This is a genomic window from Maribacter spongiicola (genome assembly GCF_004364165.1).
In the GTDB taxonomy this organism is placed as follows: domain Bacteria; phylum Bacteroidota; class Bacteroidia; order Flavobacteriales; family Flavobacteriaceae; genus Maribacter; species Maribacter spongiicola.
In genome coordinates this window covers 517,928-535,434 of sequence record NZ_SOAY01000011.1, presented here as the reverse complement: position 1 = coordinate 535,434, position 17,507 = coordinate 517,928, and the positions used below count along the sequence as shown (strand labels likewise).

At 35.1% G+C, this 17,507-nt stretch carries 13 protein-coding genes; 9 read left to right on the top strand and 4 right to left on the bottom strand.

Annotation, left to right across the window (positions count from 1 at the left end; genetic code table 11):
* Nucleotides 1-19: 19 nt before the first annotated feature.
* Nucleotides 20-1,171, bottom strand: coding sequence for a trans-sulfuration enzyme family protein (locus CLV90_RS10520; protein ID WP_133687443.1), 1,152 nt, complete (start codon nt 1,169-1,171; stop codon nt 20-22).
* Nucleotides 1,172-1,480: 309 nt separating this feature from the next.
* Between CLV90_RS10520 and CLV90_RS10515 the strand changes: the two genes are divergently transcribed.
* The gene (locus CLV90_RS10515) at nt 1,481-2,755 is read left to right on the top strand and encodes a M14 family metallopeptidase (RefSeq protein WP_133687442.1); all 1,275 of its coding nucleotides are present in this window, start codon (nt 1,481-1,483) and stop codon (nt 2,753-2,755) included.
* A gap of 74 nt (nt 2,756-2,829) precedes the next feature.
* On the opposite strand, the gene ccsA is transcribed toward CLV90_RS10515, so the two are convergent.
* Nucleotides 2,830-6,009 carry a cytochrome c biogenesis protein CcsA gene (gene ccsA, locus CLV90_RS10510; RefSeq protein WP_133687441.1) on the bottom strand — a complete coding sequence of 1,060 codons (3,180 nt, stop codon included), beginning with the start codon at nt 6,007-6,009 and terminating at the stop codon, nt 2,830-2,832.
* Nucleotides 6,010-6,147: 138 nt separating this feature from the next.
* Between ccsA and CLV90_RS10505 the strand changes: the two genes are divergently transcribed.
* The 8 genes from CLV90_RS10505 (at nt 6,148) to galK (ending at nt 15,220) form a co-directional block, all read left to right on the top strand.
* Entirely contained in the window at nt 6,148-6,912 is a 765-nt protein-coding gene (locus tag CLV90_RS10505) for a Rossmann-like and DUF2520 domain-containing protein (RefSeq protein WP_133687440.1), read from the top strand.
* Nucleotides 6,896-7,423, top strand: coding sequence for a KdsC family phosphatase (locus tag CLV90_RS10500; protein ID WP_133687439.1), 528 nt, complete (start codon nt 6,896-6,898; stop codon nt 7,421-7,423). The genes CLV90_RS10505 and CLV90_RS10500 overlap by 17 nt, the downstream gene beginning before the upstream one ends.
* A 3-nt stretch (nt 7,424-7,426) precedes the next feature.
* Nucleotides 7,427-8,011 carry a Maf family nucleotide pyrophosphatase gene (locus tag CLV90_RS10495; RefSeq protein ID WP_133687438.1) on the top strand — a complete coding sequence of 195 codons (585 nt, stop codon included), beginning with the start codon at nt 7,427-7,429 and terminating at the stop codon, nt 8,009-8,011.
* Nucleotides 8,012-8,043: 32 nt separating this feature from the next.
* Nucleotides 8,044-8,991: a septum formation inhibitor Maf gene (locus tag CLV90_RS10490; RefSeq protein ID WP_133687437.1), complete on the top strand. Its 948-nt coding sequence runs from the start codon at nt 8,044-8,046 to the stop codon at nt 8,989-8,991.
* 3 nt (nt 8,992-8,994) lie between these two features.
* On the top strand, nt 8,995-9,573 hold the full coding sequence (locus CLV90_RS10485; protein WP_133687436.1) for a mechanosensitive ion channel domain-containing protein: 579 nt from the start codon (nt 8,995-8,997) through the stop codon (nt 9,571-9,573).
* Nucleotides 9,574-9,655: 82 nt separating this feature from the next.
* Nucleotides 9,656-12,187 carry a PIG-L family deacetylase gene (locus tag CLV90_RS10480; protein WP_133687435.1) on the top strand — a complete coding sequence of 844 codons (2,532 nt, stop codon included), beginning with the start codon at nt 9,656-9,658 and terminating at the stop codon, nt 12,185-12,187.
* A gap of 111 nt (nt 12,188-12,298) precedes the next feature.
* Nucleotides 12,299-14,035: a sodium:solute symporter gene (locus CLV90_RS10475; protein ID WP_133687434.1), complete on the top strand. Its 1,737-nt coding sequence runs from the start codon at nt 12,299-12,301 to the stop codon at nt 14,033-14,035.
* A gap of 27 nt (nt 14,036-14,062) precedes the next feature.
* Nucleotides 14,063-15,220, top strand: coding sequence for a galactokinase (gene galK / locus CLV90_RS10470; RefSeq protein WP_133687433.1), 1,158 nt, complete (start codon nt 14,063-14,065; stop codon nt 15,218-15,220).
* Nucleotides 15,221-15,293: 73 nt separating this feature from the next.
* On the opposite strand, the gene CLV90_RS10465 is transcribed toward galK, so the two are convergent.
* Together CLV90_RS10465 and CLV90_RS19440 are read right to left on the bottom strand one after the other, a co-directional pair.
* Complete coding sequence (locus tag CLV90_RS10465) at nt 15,294-16,139, bottom strand: DUF2911 domain-containing protein (protein WP_133687432.1); 846 nt, start codon at nt 16,137-16,139, stop codon at nt 15,294-15,296.
* 90 nt (nt 16,140-16,229) lie between these two features.
* Nucleotides 16,230-17,465, bottom strand: a complete 1,236-nt coding sequence (locus CLV90_RS19440) for a hypothetical protein (RefSeq protein WP_133687431.1) — start codon at nt 17,463-17,465, stop codon at nt 16,230-16,232.
* Nucleotides 17,466-17,507: the final 42 nt, after the last annotated feature.

Here is a 17,507-nt window from a genome sequence, read left to right as displayed (position 1 = left end):
CTAATTCTAATTGATGTAATTATTTTAAACTTTCTAAAGCTTGTAAAATATCATGCTTTAAGTCGTCTACTTCTTCAATACCTACAGAAAAACGAATTAATCCGTCAGCTATACCTTGTTCTGCTCTAACTTCTGCACTCATCAGCGCATGAGAAGTTTGTGTTGGTGATAAAAGCGTACTCTCTACCCCAGCTAAACTCATTGACGGTTTTATTAATTGTAATGCCTTCTGAAATTGAGATGCATTCAAAGTAGCATTCAATTCGAACGATAACATACCGCCAAATCCTTTCATTTGCTTTTTAGCAATGTCATGATCAGGGTGCGATGGTAAACCAGGGTAGTATACTTTTTCTATATCATCTAATTCGTCAAGAAAATGTGCCATTGCCAATGCATTTTCATTTTGTGCTCTTACACGAATACCCATTGTTTTCATACTTCTTTCTAGCAGCCAAACCGTATAATCACTAAGGCTACCACCAAAGTTTTTTGCCAAATGAAAAATACGCTCCATATGCTCGGTCGTTGAAGCAACTGCACCTGCACAAATATCTGAGTGACCACCCATATACTTGGTAGCACTATGTATTACAACATCAATTCCGAAATCAATTGGGTTTTGATTTACCGGACTAGCGAATGTATTATCAATCAAAGTTGTGATTCCGTGTTTTTTTGCAATGGTAGCAACAGCCTCTAAATCGGTAATGGTCAACAGCGGATTAGAAGGTGTTTCTATATAAATGACCTTTGTGTTCTCTTTAATTTGAGCTTCAAACGCTTCGGCACTCCAACCTTCTGTAAAAGAATACTCTATTCCGTATTTAGAAAACTCTTCGTTCACCAAATTATATGTTCCGCCGTATAAAGTCTGTTGTAAAACCACATGGTCACCTGCTCTTAAAAAAGCCAATAAAGCCGTACTTACTGCAGCCATACCGCTACCAAATATAAGTGCCGATTCTGCATGCTCTAATGCTGCAACCTTCTTACAAAGTCCTTCTTGGTTAGGCGTATTAAAATACCTAGGGTACCGTTTTACATCAACATCTTCATAAGCATAAGAAGTACTCATGTATAAAGGAGAGATGGCTCCTTTATGTTGTGTATCTTCTAATTCACCTACGTGGGTACAAATAGTGTTCAAGCCTTTTTTATTCGAATTCATATGCTAATAATTATAAAAAATAAAGGTAACAAAATAGAATGTAAACAAGCACACTATACTACATCTGTATGTTATCATTAAAACAATAAAACTTAGGTCTCAAAACAAATATTAAACTTTCAAAATGTATTAAAATTTATGCGCTAGTTTTTAAATCATCATTATTCTACTGTCAAAACTTTATTATATAGAGTGAGTAATTAAGAATTACGAAATACTTCAATCTATTTCCTTTTAAGTACATCTATTTTCCCATTTTGTTTCTAGATTTAAACTTCAGCACACCAAAACCAATTTGAATTTAAACGGATGAAAAACAAACTCGCATATTTCACTTTGTTCACACTAGCATTTGTAGCATGCAAAAACCAAAAACCTGCAACACAAGGATATCAAGGTCAGGGAAAAAGTGCCGTTGTTTCTACCTTATCTAAACCTGTTCAAAAACAATGGAAAGGAATTTGGACGTTTAATGAAGACACAACCTTCTTTAGCAATGATTTTGAAAGCGGAAGGTTAAACGGAATAACTTCTGACGGAAACAATCATTATACAGCACTAATTACGGCTGAAAACACACCGGTAAATGTGAGTCCGTGGTATGCATTTAAAGTTTGGTCAAAAACACCTAAGACCATCACTATTAAAATGACTTATCAAGATTCTAGGAGTAGATACTACCCAAAAATTAGTACTGATGGCGAAAACTTTACTCCGTTAGATAGTACCAATTTTACAGGAATAAATAAAGGAACGGGTGATTTCGGAATTAAGGCAGTACCAGAAATGGTAGAAATAAAAGTAGCTATTAGCGAAAAACCAACTTACATCACCGCTCAAGAACTATACGGATCCACAAGAGTAAAAAGTTGGATAGATTCTTTAACCACCAAAGATTATATATCTACTTACGAAATAGGAAAAAGTAGAGAAAATAGGGCAATGAATTTAATGGAAGTTAGTAACGGTGTACACAAAAAAGCTGTTATGGTTATTTCTAGACAGCACCCACCAGAAGTTACAGGGTTTCTTGCCATGAAGTCTTTTATTGAAACTTTGAGCGGAGACTCGCCAAAGGCTCAAAAGTTTAGAGAAAACTATGATTTATTTGTTGTACCGCTAATGAATCCTGATGGAGTTGATAATGGCAACTGGCGTCATAATATGGGCGGTATAGATTTGAATAGAGATTGGCAAGATTTCAATCAACCAGAAACAAGAAGTGTAAGAGACTTTTTGGTAAAGAAGGAATCTGAGGGTTATGAGTTTGTTTTCGGTGCAGATTTCCATTCCACCTGGGACGATATTTACTACCCTATAGACACTACGATTACTGGTGAGAAAGGAAAAATTGTTTTCGACTGGATCAATAATATCACCAAAAGACTACCTCAAAAACACACTAATGTAAAGCCTTCTACAGATATTAAGCCAACTATGGTATCGCGTAATTACTTTTATGTAAACCAAAATATGCCTGCTATTGTTTTTGAATTAGGCGATAACACTCCTAGAGACTTCTTAAAAGAAAAAGGAAAGGTAGCTGCTGAAGAACTAATGGATTTACTTGATAATCAAAACTAAATTTTCACAAACTACTAGAAATAAAAAAGCCTCATGGAAATTCCATGAGGCTTTTTAATGCGTTGTATTTAATCTTACTTACTATAGTTGACTTTGTACCTCCAATAGCTAATTCCGCCTAGCGCTAATACTCCGGCAACTAAGTAGTATATAAATGTTGGTGTAATTACTTGTGCTCCACTGGCATAACTATGTAGACCTACCAAGTAAAAGTTTACCCCGAAATAGGTCATCATAATACTACCGAAGGCAACAACACTCATAAAGTTGAACGTCCATTTACCTCTTAATCCCGGCACTAATCGTGTGTGAATTACAAAGGCATAAATCATAATTGAAACCAGTGCCCAAGTCTCCTTTGGATCCCAACCCCAATAACGACCCCAACTTTCATTTGCCCATTGCCCTCCTAAAAAGTTACCAATGGTAAGCATCACAAGTCCTGTGGTTAAAGCCAATTCATTAATTATGGTCAATTCTTTTATGTTGATTGCCATTCGTTTCTTATTTTTCTTGGTGGTCAAAATCATCAATATCAATGATACCAGACCTAAGATCATACCCACCGTCAAAGGTCCGTAACTACCAACAATAACTGCAACGTGTATCATTAACCAATAACTGTCTAAAACAGGCTGTAGATTGGCAATAGAAGGATCGATCCAACTTTGGTGCGCTATCCATAAAAGCATAGATGTAACAAAAGCAGATGCTGCAAATGTCATATCACTTTTACGACCAAAAGCCCATCCCATACCCATGGTAGCCCATGCCACATACAAAATACTTTCGTAAGCGTTACTCCAAGGGGCATGACCAGAAATATACCATCGTAAGACCAATCCGGCAGTGTGCCATAAGAAAAGCAGCAATATCGTTCCTTTAAAGAAGTAAATAGCTATCCTCCAAATAGAACGGTCTTTAAAAATTTGGAAAACAAGTGTAAAAAACATTAATATCCCTACAAGTGCATAATACTTATATAGTCTATTAAAAATATTCAACTTGTTATAAATAACCTCTGTATTCACTTTTTGCTCAGATGGCAAAACCTCACTACCGTGATTTAGCTGATTTTGTTGAAAGGCTCCTAGTAATTTATCAGCCGACGTATAATCACCACTTTGTTGCGCTTTGCCTAAAGTCATTAGATAATATGGCATAGCATTCTTTACAAAGTTAGAATATAGTGAATCTCTAATTTCGTATTGTCCCCCTCGGTACTCTACTGCTGAAATCCATTTGTTATTCTCATCATCTAATAATGGAAATATCTTAACAATATCTTGCCCTAAAGCTTGGTTTAAAAGACTCAACCTAATATTGGCATCTTTAAAATCTTGTTGAAACTTATTCGGATTAGCAGTGGCCGTTGCCTCCCTTAAAAAAGGTTCTAATTTATACTGCCCTTTAGAATCAAAGAAATCGGTAGCCTTTACATATTCCTGCCCTGAAGGGATACCTATAACATTTCTAATACTATCGTTCTGCGATTTCTTATCTAACGCAATAAACTCCGTATTATACCAAACAGCAGGGTTCATCATCATAGAAAGCAAAATCTGATCAGAAGTGTATCCCAAATAAGTGTCTTTCAGACTTAACTTACGAAGAAGTTCCGATGAAAAAGTATTGATGGGCTTCATTCGCCCACCATCATCTTGTATCACTAGTTTACCGAATTTATCGGCATGCTCTTTACTGACCATACTGGCCTCGAGTAAAGAATCTATTTGTGTTTTACTTGGCCCCTGTTGATGACCTTCTTCTGGCGTATGTTGTTCTTGTGCAAAAGACGAGAATGAAAACGCCATTAGAACAGCGATAACACCAAACATTTTTTTCTTCTTAATTTTCAATTCATCTAAAGAATTAGCCAAATCTTTAAAGCGCGTTTTACCAAAAAACATAATCCCCATTAAACCGATATATAAAAGAAAATAACCAATATAGGTGATCCAAGTACCCCAAAAATCGTGGTTTACAGATAAAACAGTACCTTTTTCATCGGGATCAAAGCTAGATTGAAAAAAGCGATATCCCTGATGATCTAAAACATGGTTCATAAAAATATCATAGTCAAAAGGACGCTCATCTTCAATAGTTACTCTACTCATATATGAAGAATACCCTTTCTCCGTACCAGGATATTTTTCGGCGATAAAATCATTCAATTTAATACCAAAGGGCAAATCATATACTTTAGATCCATATCGTATAGAAAAATTGAGTCCGCCAACATTCACTTTCTCACTAAAATCTGAAGGTCCTTTATTCCCTAATAATTTAATTTGTTTGGTTTCTCCGTTAGCAGTAACATCAAAAACAATTGCATCTTGGTCTATTTTAGATTTCTCAGCATCTGGTATTTCAACGATACCATATGAACCTTGTGTTACAGAATCTGGAATAACAAATTGCATATCCGCAGTATTATATAACGAACGCAATGCTAAAGGTTGCAAACTATCTTTCACCAAAACACCTTGAAACTGATCAGCCATACGCATATAGTTACCATCAAAAGGAGAATGAATCTGGTAGACCGAATCTGTGGTCATTATATTGATGGCACCATCGGTTTTATTATTCAAAGCAAAAAGAACATTGTGTATACTAGCAACCTTACCATCTTCTAAATAGTGGTCATGACGTTCACCATCACCAGCTTCCACTATTTTAAGAAATTTGGTTCCGTTAGCATCTGGCAATAAACCTTGTTTAGCTCCTTTTATAAATTCAACATAAGAAACTTCAAAATCTTCCCCATTAAAATCAGCTTTCCATGGCAGGTTAGATTTTATAGCTTCGGGAGTAACAATCAAGTCATCTTCCAATACCTTTCTTCGTGCTTCACCTTCAATTTCACCATCTACATAAACCGTTAAATACGTTTTATCTGAATAGAAAACCTTTTCCGTTTTTCCTTCACGAATAGGCATCATACCCTCAAAACTTATATAACGTGTTACAAAAGCACCGATAATAATCAATACCCAAGATAAATGCAGCACTAAAACGGGCCATTTCTCTAGTCGCAGAAGACGATATCTAGAGATATTACCAAAAAAATTGATTACAAAGAATACCATGATAACCTCGAACCACCAGGCATTATAAATCCAAATTCGTGCGGTTTCTGTGCTATACCAACTTTCAATAAAAGTACCGAATGCCATTGCTGTGGCAAAAACGATAAATAAGATGGACATTAAACGCGTGGAGAAGAATATTTTTTTGAACATTTCCGTCATGGAAGATAGGAGTTGATTTTCAAGATGCAAAAATAAGGTCTTTTCATCATTTACAGATGCCTTTTGCCGCTTTTAAACTTCAACAAAACTGTTAATTTTAATATAACAAGACTATTATAAACTTTGTATTTTTGTGGTATGATATCCGTCGTAATAATTGGTACAGGAAATGTGGCTCAAAATCTTTATCAAGCTTTTGAAAAATCAAGTGATGTAGCCGTTAAGCAGGTAATTGGTAGAAACCAAAAACATTTGGCATTTGTCAACAGTACTCTTCTGTCAAGCACAAATTTTAATAGAATTGAAGCTGCAGATGTGTATATACTTGCAGTTTCAGATGATGCCATAAAACTAGTTGCCAATAATTTTAAAGATATTGATGGACTTTTAGTGCATACATCAGGTGCAACTTCACTTGAGGCCATAAAATCTGCGAAACGAACGGGCATTTTTTACCCACTACAGACTTTTACAAAAGGTAAGATTATTGATTTTGATGCCATTCCTATTTGTATAGAGACAACACATGAAGAAGACCTTAAACTATTAAAACAGCTTGGCGAAACATTAAGCAAAACGGTAGTTGAAATAGATTCAGAACAGCGAAAAACAATGCATGTGGCAGCGGTATTTGTAAATAATTTCACCAATTACATGTATACGATTGGTGCCGAGATATGCGAAGAACATAAAATTGATTTTAAACTATTACAGCCGTTAATTAAAGAAACTGCTGCAAAATTAGACACGTTAACACCTATGCAAGCCCAAACGGGACCTGCAAAGCGTGGAGACCAACAAACTTTGCACAATCATTTACAAGTTATAAAAGATAAACACCAACGGGAACTATACACCCTATTAAGCAACGCAATTAAAGAAAAGCATGGAAAAAAGTTATAAAGAGTATTTAAAAGATATTACCACATTTGTATTTGACGTTGATGGGGTATTTACAGATGGTAGTCTTTTAATTACGAGTGAGGGAGAATTATTGCGTAAAATGAGTGTTAAAGATGGTTATGCCTTAAAAGTAGCTTTGAATAAAGGGTATAATGTGTGTATAATTACTGGCGGAACAAATGAAGGCGTACGTACTAGATTACGTGCTCTAGGAGTAACCGATATTTACATGGGAGCTCATTATAAAATGGATGCTTTAGATGAATATATGGACATCTACCATATTGAAGCCGAGAACATTTTATACATGGGTGATGACATACCGGATATTCCACCAATGAAGGCGGTTGCTCTAGCTGCTTGTCCGCAAAATGCGGTTGCTGAAGTAAAAAGTGTGAGTCAATATATATCTCACATAAATGGTGGTCATGGTTGTGTACGTGACGTCATTGAACAGGTTTTAAAAGTACGTGGAGATTGGTCAAACCATTTTAGTGCCGCAAACGATTAGTTTATGTTGCAGAATAAATTGAAAGATTATCATTTAATTTTAGCATCTGGATCCCCAAGAAGACATCAGTTTTTCAAGGATATGGAGCTCGATTTTGAAGTACGCTTAAAATCTGTTGATGAAGTATATCCGCCAGAATTAAAGGGTGCTGAAATATCAGATTATTTAGCGGTATTAAAAGCAGAAATATTTAAAGCAGAATTGCAACCTAAAGATATTTTAATTACATCTGACACCGTTGTTTGGTATAATAATGAATCTTTAGCAAAGGCAAAAGACAGCGATGAAGCCGAATTAATGCTTAAAAAATTATCGGGAGCTTGGCATCAAGTGATTTCCTCTGTTTGTTTCACCACAGTTGAACGACAGATAGTTCAACATTCCATTACCGAGGTTAAGTTCAAAAACTTATCAAAAGAAGAAATACGCCATTATATTAAAGAATATGAACCTTTTGATAAAGCTGGCGCTTATGGTATTCAAGAATGGATAGGGCTGATCGGTATTGAAGAAATAAAAGGCTCGTATACCAATGTAGTAGGCCTGCCCACCCAAATGGTGTATAACACTTTGTCAGAATTGGCATAATAAAATGTAAACAACTCTAAAAAATGGTAGATATGAAAAACTTAAAATTGAACACAGCATTCTATAGCATTTTCGCTTTACTAATTTTATTTACTAGTTGTAAAGAAAAACCACAAGATACCAGCAAAACTTTAGCCATGTCCACAGCTGGAGTAGATAAAGAGCTACCTAAAAAACAGCTTTCAGAAGAATTTAAAAAGTACTGGTATAATGGTACTGCAGAAATTACATCGTATAATTTAGAACAAGCTAGATATGGTGAATTAAGAGAAGGTAATGCGGTAATGATATATGTTACCGAACCATTTTTACCCGATGCTCAAGTAAAAGCAGATAATAGCAATAAAAATAACATTCCGGTTTTAAAACTAAATTTTACTAAAAACTATTTAACAGGTATTTACCCCTACTCTATTATGACGAGTAGTTTTTACCCTGTACATGACAACCAGCATGCACTTAAATTATCATTTTCATCTCAAGAATGGTGTGGTCATGTGTACGCACAGTTGAACAACAAAGATGATTTTAAAATTATGAGTCACTCGTATTTTGAATCTGAGGGTGATCAAGATTATCATATGGAAAAAACAAATCTTGAAAACGAAATCTGGAACAAAATCAGGATTAATCCTTCAGATTTACCAATAGGTGAAATGAGTATGGTTCCCTCTTTAGAATTTATCAGACTAACACATAAAGAGCTAAAAGCCTATAAGGCAATATCTTCCTTAACTGAAGAAGGTGGTATAAGTACTTATGAAATAAAGTATCCTGAGCTTCAGCGCTCCTTAAAAATCAACTTTGAAAACAAGTTTCCATACATGATAGAAAGTTGGACAGATACCTATAAAGACGGTTATGGTGAAAAGTCAAAAGTATTAACTTCTAAAGCAACAAGAATTAACAGGATTACAACACCCTATTGGCAACAAAATTCGAATAAGGATTTATCTTTGCGCGATAGTTTAGGGTTATAGCATATGAAAGAATTTCTTGATAATCATCATAATGAATTAATATACAGTCTCATTGTATTAATTGTTATCCTTGTTTTAAAATTCCTTTTCACCACAGCGGTAAGAAAGGTGAGCAAAATCAGCGATTACAATCCCGTTAGAACCAATCTAATATTGAAATTCATCAACATAGCATTGACTATTATCGCTATGGTTGCGTTAACACTTGTATGGAGTGTTAACTACAGAGATTTAGGCGTTATGCTTTCTTCTGTATTTGCAGTAATAGGTGTGGCTTTATTTGCGCAATGGTCTATTTTAAGTAACATCACCGCAGGGGTCATCATCTTCTTTTCGTTCCCATTTAAAATAGGAAATACAATTCGCATTCTTGATAAAGAATTACTAGACCCTAACAATACCGATTTAGATCAATTTGTAATAGAAGATATTAGAGCTTTTCATTTACACCTAAGAAGAAATAACGGCGAAATTTTAACCTACCCAAATAACCTTTTACTACAAAAAGGGGTTATTTTGATTTCAACCTACCAGCAAGGCGAATTTTTAAATATTGAAGAAGAGGAAGAGCAAATTATTTGATTCTGTTAAAGAAGTCGTTAAAAAAAGCAAGCGTAGGTACTAATCTTATTATATTTGGAATTACTACCAAAACCAACTTGAAATGCGATATTTATTAGGGTTACTAGCCTGTAGTTTTTTTGTACATGGCAACCTTACAGCACAAACACCAAAGAATACTTCTACCGCTGACATTTACCAATCTATTGAAAAATTAAATTTTCTTGGCACAGCGCTGTATATTGCTGCACACCCCGATGATGAGAATACCCGATTAATTTCTTACCTCGCTAACAATACAAAGGCAAGAACAGGCTATTTATCATTAACTAGAGGGGATGGGGGGCAAAATTTAATCGGACCCGAATTGCGTGAACTTTTAGGCGTTTTAAGAACCCAAGAGCTACTTGCCGCTAGAGGTGTTGACGGTGGCGAACAATTTTTTAGTCGCGCTAATGACTTCGGCTATTCAAAACACCCAGATGAAACACTTGAAATTTGGAACAAAGAAGCCATTTTAGGTGATGTCGTTCGAACCATTAGAAAATTTAAGCCCGACGTCATTATTAACAGATTTGACCACAGATCACCTGGTAGTACTCACGGGCACCATACATCTTCTGCGATGCTAAGTTTTGAAGCCTTTGATCTAGCAAATGACTCAAATGCATATCCTGAACAATTAGCTACAACAAATATCTGGCAACCAAAACGATTATTTTTCAATACCTCTTGGTGGTTTTACGGTAGTGAAGAAAAATTTAAAGAGGCAGACAAATCTAAAATGCTGAATATGGATGTAGGCACTTACTACCCGATGATAGGCATGTCTAATAATGAAATAGCTTCTTTAGCAAGCAGTCAACATTTATGTCAAGGTTTTGGCAGATTAACTGCAAGAGGTTCAGAAGATGAATACGTTGAATTATTAAAAGGCGATTTACCAAATGACAAAACAAACATTTTTGATGGTATCGACACAAGCTGGTCTAGAATTGATGGAGGCAAAGCAATAGGTGACATTTTATATAAGGTACAAGAGAATTTTAATTTCAAGAATCCTACGAGTCATTTACCAGCCTTGCTAGAAGCATATCAACTACTTCAAAAATCAACCGACGAACATTGGAAAAAACTTAAGACCAATGAATTAACAACTATTATCTCTGCAATTTCGGGTTTACATGTTGAAGCTAGTACTTCAGCATCTTACACCAACCCAGGAGAAAAAGTAGATGTTCAAATACAAGCATTAAATAGAAGTGATTTGACTATTAAATTGAAATCAATATTCTTTAATAATCAAGATTTAGCGATAGATGAAACTGCATTAAATAATAATGAATCCTTTGATAAAAAAGTCGTTTTAGAAATACCTACCACAACAAAATTTACGAGTCCGTATTGGTTAATGGATAAAGGCACATTGGGTACCTATACTGTAAACGATGCCAATCTTATAGGAAAACCCGAAACACCAAGAGCCTTCAATGCAACCTTTAATCTAGAAATTAACGGCGTAGCGATTCCTATTTCTAAACCAATTATCTACAAATATGCAAAGCCAGATAAAGGAGAAATCTATCAACCTTTTGAAGTGGTGCCAGAAGCTACGGCGAATTTCGCCGATAAGGTTTTAATTTTCGCAGATGCCAGTCAAAAAAGAATTCCTATTACCATTAAAGCCCATAAAGACAGTATTAGTGGTACAATAGAATTACAACACGGCGAAGGTTGGCAAGTCGATGAAAAATCGCAACCTTTTTCAATAAATAAAAAAGGCGATGAGCAAACAGTTTTCTTTTTATTGAGTCCGCCACCTACTGAAAATGAAAGCACTATCTCCCCTATTATAAAATTGAACGGTAAAGAAATTACCAAAGAAATGGTAACTATCGCTTATGACCATGTACCTACGCAAACTATTTTACTGCCTTCAGAAACAAAAGTAGTTCGATTAAATATTCAAAAAGCAGGAGAAAATATTGGTTATATTATGGGCGCTGGTGATGAAGTACCTACCAGTTTAGAACAAATTGGTTACAATGTTCAATTAATCGACCCAACTACAATCACTAAAGAATCATTAAAAAAGTTTGATGCTGTAGTTTTGGGTATTAGAGCCTATAATGTGGTAGACGAATTAAAATTTAAACAACGATTTATACTAGATTATGTCAAAAATGGTGGTACAGTAATTGTTCAATATAATACGGCAAGTAGATGGGGATCGCAGTTCGAAAATATAGCGCCTTATGAGTTGGAAATTTCTCGCGATAGAGTTACCAATGAGAACTCAGAAGTAGAAATAATTGCTAAAGATAATTCGCTAGTACATTTCCCTAATGAAATCGATAATAATGACTTTACGGGTTGGGTTCAAGAACGTGGTCTGTATTTTCCGAATAAGTGGAGCGATGAGTTCACCCCTATTTTAGAAATGCACGATAAAGGAGAAGATTCTTTAAAAGGTAGTTTGTTAATTGCTAAATATGGAAAGGGAAACTATATTTATACCGGACTAAGCTTTTTCAGAGAATTACCAGTAGGCGTACCAGGGGCATATAAGTTATTCTCAAATATGTTATCTGTAGGCAAAGAAAAGGTGGAAACAAAAGCGAAATTCAAAGGATGAACAAAGAACGCGACGAAAATAAAACTTGGAAAAAAGAGTACAGCATTGTATTAGTGCTCAATTTTATATATGTTCTTATTTTCTATTACGTAATGACTTCATTTAATTAATATGGAAGGATTAGATTGGATTATTCTTACCAGCACACTACTCTTTATTGTCGTTTACGGAGTTTGGAAAACCAAGGGAAGCAAAAACGTAAATGATTACGTTCGTGCTGGTAACGATTCTAAATGGTGGACAATAGGTTTATCTGTTATGGCAACACAAGCCAGTGCTATTACCTTTTTATCTACTCCGGGTCAAGCTTTTCACGATGGTATGGGCTTTGTACAGTTCTATTTTGGACTCCCATTTGCCATGATTATCATCTGTATGGTATTTATTCCACTGTACCATAAAATGAAGGTATACACCGCCTATGAATTTTTAGAAGGTAGGTTTGATTTGAAAACGCGTTCTTTAGCGGCAATATTATTTTTAATTCAAAGAGGATTAGCGGCAGGTATTACCATTTTCGCCCCTTCTATTATATTATCGGCCGTACTTGGTTGGGATTTACGTACATTAAATATTATTCTTGGAACTCTAGTAATTATATATACTGTGTCTGGTGGAACAAAAGCTGTTAGTGTTACTCAAAAACAGCAAATGTTTATTATAATGACGGGCATGTTCATTACCTTCTTTTTTATATTAGGATACTTACCGTCTGATATTACTTTTGGCAAGGCTATGAAAATTGCCGGTGCCAGTAATAAATTAGAAATACTAAATTTTGATCTAGACACCTCAAGCAGATATACTTTTTGGAGCGGTATAACAGGCGGACTCTTTCTTTTTCTTGCCTATTTCGGTACCGATCAAAGTCAGGTGCAACGATATTTATCGGGCAAATCTATCCGAGAAAGTCAATTAGGGCTTATTTTCAATGCTGTTTTAAAAATACCAATGCAATTCTTTATTCTTCTTGTAGGTGTAATGGTATTTGTTTTTTATCAATATAATCCATCCCCGTTAAACTTTAATCCGTCTGCAACACAAGCAGTTATGGAATCTAGTTATGCAGAAGATTATGAACTCTTGCAAGAAGGTCAAATAGCCCTTGAAGCCGAAAAAAGAATAGCTCAGAACAAATTTTCTGCTGCATTAGAAATAAAAGAATATTCTGCTGTAGAAGAGGCAAAAATGCAGATTATACGTATCAACCAAAAAGATAGCACTAATCGTGTAGCTGCAAAATCGCTAATAAGTCAAGCGAATGAAGTTGTCGAGACGAATGACAAAGATTATGTATTTATACACTTCATACTTAATAATTTACCCACAGGTTTAGTTGGGCTGCTATTAGCTGTAATTTTATCTGCAGCAATGTCATCAACAGCTTCAGAGTTAAATGCTCTTGGTACTATTACCGCCTTAGATTTATATAAACGTAATAGAGCAAGCGAAAATCTTTCTGAAGAACATTATGTAAAAGCTTCTAAATTCTTCACCCTAGCTTGGGGTATTATCGCCATATTAATTGCCTGCGTAGCGAATCTATTTGATAATTTAATTCAATTAGTCAACATCATTGGTAGTATATTCTATGGCAATGTACTAGGTATTTTCTTAATTGCATTCTTCTTTAAATTTATAAAAGGGAATGCTGTATTCTTTGCAGCAGTGGTAACACAGGTAATTATTTGTATTATTTACTACTACTTGATACATATTTATCCATCTGGACAAGAAAAATTAGGATATCTATGGCTTAACTTCTTTGGTGCCGCTATAGTCATATTAATATCATTTATATTTGAAGCCTTTGATCGAATGCTTAAAAAGCCTTTGACCACAAGCTAAAAATTAAAGTATTTCAGAAGATTTTTAATGATAGATAAAACAATTGCGTCTTATTTTATAGAGAATTATGGTAATGACCCTATTCTCATAAAAGCTCCCGGTAGAATAAATTTAATAGGCGAACATACAGATTATAATGAAGGTCTAGTATTGCCGGCATCTATTGAAAAGGGAATATACTTTGCCGTATCTAATAACAATGATGATACCATTCGTATAGAGACCTTTTTAACTCAACCAGAAAAAATAGAATTCAAATTAAATGGTAATCATGAAAAATTTGAATCTTTTTGGGGAAACTACTTTAAGGCAATAATTGAAATTTTAGTAGCCAAGAATTATCCAATAAAAGGGATTGATTGTGTTTTTGGTGGCGATATTCCTATTGGATCCGGTCTCTCTTCTTCTGCTGCGCTTTGTTGCGGATTTATCTATGCAGTAACCAAGATATCTGGTCAAGATATTTTACGAGAAGAAATTGCATTGATTGCACAAGAGGCTGAACATAAAATCGGACTAAATTGCGGATTAATGGATCAATATGCAGTTCTGTTCGGAAAAAAAGGAAATGCATTTTTCTTAGACTGTAAAGATTTAAGTCACAATTACATTCCCATTAATTTAGAGGGTTTTAGCTGGGTGTTAGTGAATTCTAATATAAAACACAACTTAGCAGTAGATTCTGAATACAACAAGCGCCGTATATCTTGTGAGAATATCGTAAAAAAAGTTCAGAAATATAGACCCGAGATTACCTCTTTACGGGACGTTACACTTGAAGATGTAAAAAAAGTATCTAATGTAGCCGATGCAACAGACTGTAAACGTGCAAAATATGTTATCGAAGAAAATGACCGTGTTCGCAAAATGATCAAAGCATTGACAAATGGTGATGCACAAGAAGTCGGTAATGTACTTAGGCAGGGTCATTGGGCAATGTCTACCCAATACGAAATAACCACCAGCGAGTTAGATGCTTTGGTGAAGATTGGTGAAAATTTAGATGGTGTATTAGGATCTAGAATGATGGGCGGCGGCTTTGGCGGCTGTACCATAAACCTAATGTTAACAGAAAAACTAGATGCCAGTATTAAGTCTATGCTAAAACAGTATAAAGAGCAAACTGGTATCGATGCCGAATATTACCATTTAGCAATTGATGACGGGGTTAAAGTATTTGAATAACTACTCCAAAATTTTCCATAAAAAAAGTCCGTGTTTCACAACACGGACTTTTTAAGTTTTATAAAGGTGCTATTTATTTAGAACCCCATTCTTTTAATGAATCATTATTCATTTTAATATAATCATTGTTACCAGCAGCAGTTGCACCTGCTAATGATTTTTTAGCAGCTTCGATCGCTCCTTTTTTATCACCGGCTTTCGCTAATATTAAAGACTGCTGTCTTAATTGCCAGAATGCAGGCTTTTCGGTCATAGACATTGCCTTATTCATCCATTCTTTGGCCTTGTTAATATCTTTTCCTTCACTAGAATAGTATACAGCAGCTGCATAGTAATCTTCAGCAGACGGACCATTTAAAGCTTTATCAATACTACTCATTACAGTAGCATCTGTAGGTACAGTAAAAGGGATTGCTATATACGTGTTCTCCCACATGATACCAATATTGGCTCCATTACCGGTGACATCATCAATAGAAATTGTAAAAGTTTCGATAGGCATTTCTATAGGATAAACAGGCGCAGATAATTGAGCCACTACTTTATTTTCTTCCCAATTACTTGGAGTGCCACCACCAACAACATCGGTGTATAAGAATACTTCCCATGCAGAAGCTCCTGGTTTAGTGAAAATAGAATATGTTCCTGCTTTTACTTCCTTACCACCGATAGTTACGTCAGAGTCAAAAGTTACTAAAGTGTAACCATTAGCACCAGTTCTCCATAATTGATCAAAAGGTACTAGGTTACCAAATACTTTTCTACCTCTCATAGAAGGTCTGGAATAGTCAATACTTACCTCTGTTAAACCAACTGTCTGCATTAATTTAGCTGCGGGACTAGGTGCTGGTGTATTTATTTGTGCCTCAACAGTTAAGGAAGCTACAATTGCTAATAAAAATAGTACTACTTTGTTCATAATTATTTTGCTGATTAGTTATTTATCGCAAAACTACTTATAAAGGAGAGGTAGAAATGTTAACAAATTCTTAAATACTTGCCATTGAATTTAATAAACTGCAAATGAGGTTGAAACTACTCGGTCTTCTAAGTATAATGCCAAATAATAAATTGAAGATTCAAGGTGATGAGATATGACACCCTTCTTTTTAATTTCGCCAGAATTCTGCCAAACCTGCTTACCGGTTATGTCGTAAATTACTTGTCCGAATACAGATTTATCGGTGGCTATAGAATAATAATATAATTGGGAAAGTCCGTCTCTGTAAATGACCAGTCGTTCATCGCCCGAAGCATTATCGGGTAATTCAGGTTCAACTGGGTTTTCAGGATTCTCTGGTGTCTCGGGCTCTTCTGGTGTCTCGGGCTCTTCTGGTGTCTCTGGTTCTTCAGGATTTTCGGGTTCCTCAGGCACATCAACAGGAATCTGAAATGTAAACAATCGGGATGGTGATTCTATTGTTGGTGTTTGCCTAAAATAATATTCTGAAGAAAAGAAATAACTTCCCGACGTCGTTTGTGTCAATCCTTCTGCCTGAACAAAATTAAGACCTAGAGATTGTTGAGTGTATCCTTCAAAAACTCCATTCAAATTTAAATTTTCAACGATACCAACAAACGGACTCAATATCGAAGAATAACCGATAAGTACCAGTCTGTTAGATTCAGTATCATAACTAGCATCAGTAACCAAACCAACATTTTCTATAGCTGCCACTCTACTGGCTATATGTGTACCAGGCGTTTTCGGCAATTGATATGCGACAGATCCAAGACTTTGCCACTGTTTTGTAAATACGAAAATATTGTCATCAATAACAACAAAGGCTTCTGCATCCCAATCGCTATTGCCATTGTTTTCAAAATTCTGCTGGTCTTCATATGAAAAGTTAATCGTGGTCGCGGTAACCATATTTGAACTTAAGTAATCATTCTTAGAAATTCTATGTATAGCTAAATCGGTTCTGCCACCTACATTATTACCGAAATCACCGATATAAATAAAATCTTCATCTTGGGAAAGTGCTTCCCAATCGATATTAGAAATATTGCTAATGGTAACCCTTCTTTGAATTGTAAGTGATAAGGTATCTAGCTCAAACAAAACGGCTTCATTACCAGAATCGTTATGAGTTATGAGATAATCATTAAAATAGAGTAATCCCGAGGTTTCAAATATTTCATTTGGTAAATTACCTACAGTTTGCACATTCTCCTGAGCAGTTACCTGAGCAGTAGAAATAAGTAGTAGACCAAACATCAACTGTTGAAGGAATAATTTCATAGGTGCAAAATAAACTAGAATAAAGTTAACCACTTGTATTTA

Excerpts from the sequence above, each read along its gene's own strand:
- CLV90_RS10520 (WP_133687443.1), bottom strand. The coding sequence starts at position 1,171 with ATGAATTCGAATAAAAAAGGCTTGAACACTATTTGTACCCACGTAGGT.
- CLV90_RS10515 (WP_133687442.1), top strand. The coding sequence starts at position 1,481 with ATGAAAAACAAACTCGCATATTTCACTTTGTTCACACTAGCATTTGTA.
- ccsA (WP_133687441.1), bottom strand. The coding sequence starts at position 6,009 with ATGACGGAAATGTTCAAAAAAATATTCTTCTCCACGCGTTTAATGTCC.
- CLV90_RS10505 (WP_133687440.1), top strand. The coding sequence starts at position 6,148 with ATGATATCCGTCGTAATAATTGGTACAGGAAATGTGGCTCAAAATCTT.
- CLV90_RS10500 (WP_133687439.1), top strand. The coding sequence starts at position 6,896 with ATGGAAAAAAGTTATAAAGAGTATTTAAAAGATATTACCACATTTGTA.
- CLV90_RS10495 (WP_133687438.1), top strand. The coding sequence starts at position 7,427 with ATGTTGCAGAATAAATTGAAAGATTATCATTTAATTTTAGCATCTGGA.
- CLV90_RS10490 (WP_133687437.1), top strand. The coding sequence starts at position 8,044 with ATGAAAAACTTAAAATTGAACACAGCATTCTATAGCATTTTCGCTTTA.
- CLV90_RS10485 (WP_133687436.1), top strand. The coding sequence starts at position 8,995 with ATGAAAGAATTTCTTGATAATCATCATAATGAATTAATATACAGTCTC.
- CLV90_RS10480 (WP_133687435.1), top strand. The coding sequence starts at position 9,656 with ATGCGATATTTATTAGGGTTACTAGCCTGTAGTTTTTTTGTACATGGC.
- CLV90_RS10475 (WP_133687434.1), top strand. The coding sequence starts at position 12,299 with ATGGAAGGATTAGATTGGATTATTCTTACCAGCACACTACTCTTTATT.
- galK (WP_133687433.1), top strand. The coding sequence starts at position 14,063 with ATGATAGATAAAACAATTGCGTCTTATTTTATAGAGAATTATGGTAAT.
- CLV90_RS10465 (WP_133687432.1), bottom strand. The coding sequence starts at position 16,139 with ATGAACAAAGTAGTACTATTTTTATTAGCAATTGTAGCTTCCTTAACT.
- CLV90_RS19440 (WP_133687431.1), bottom strand. The coding sequence starts at position 17,465 with ATGAAATTATTCCTTCAACAGTTGATGTTTGGTCTACTACTTATTTCT.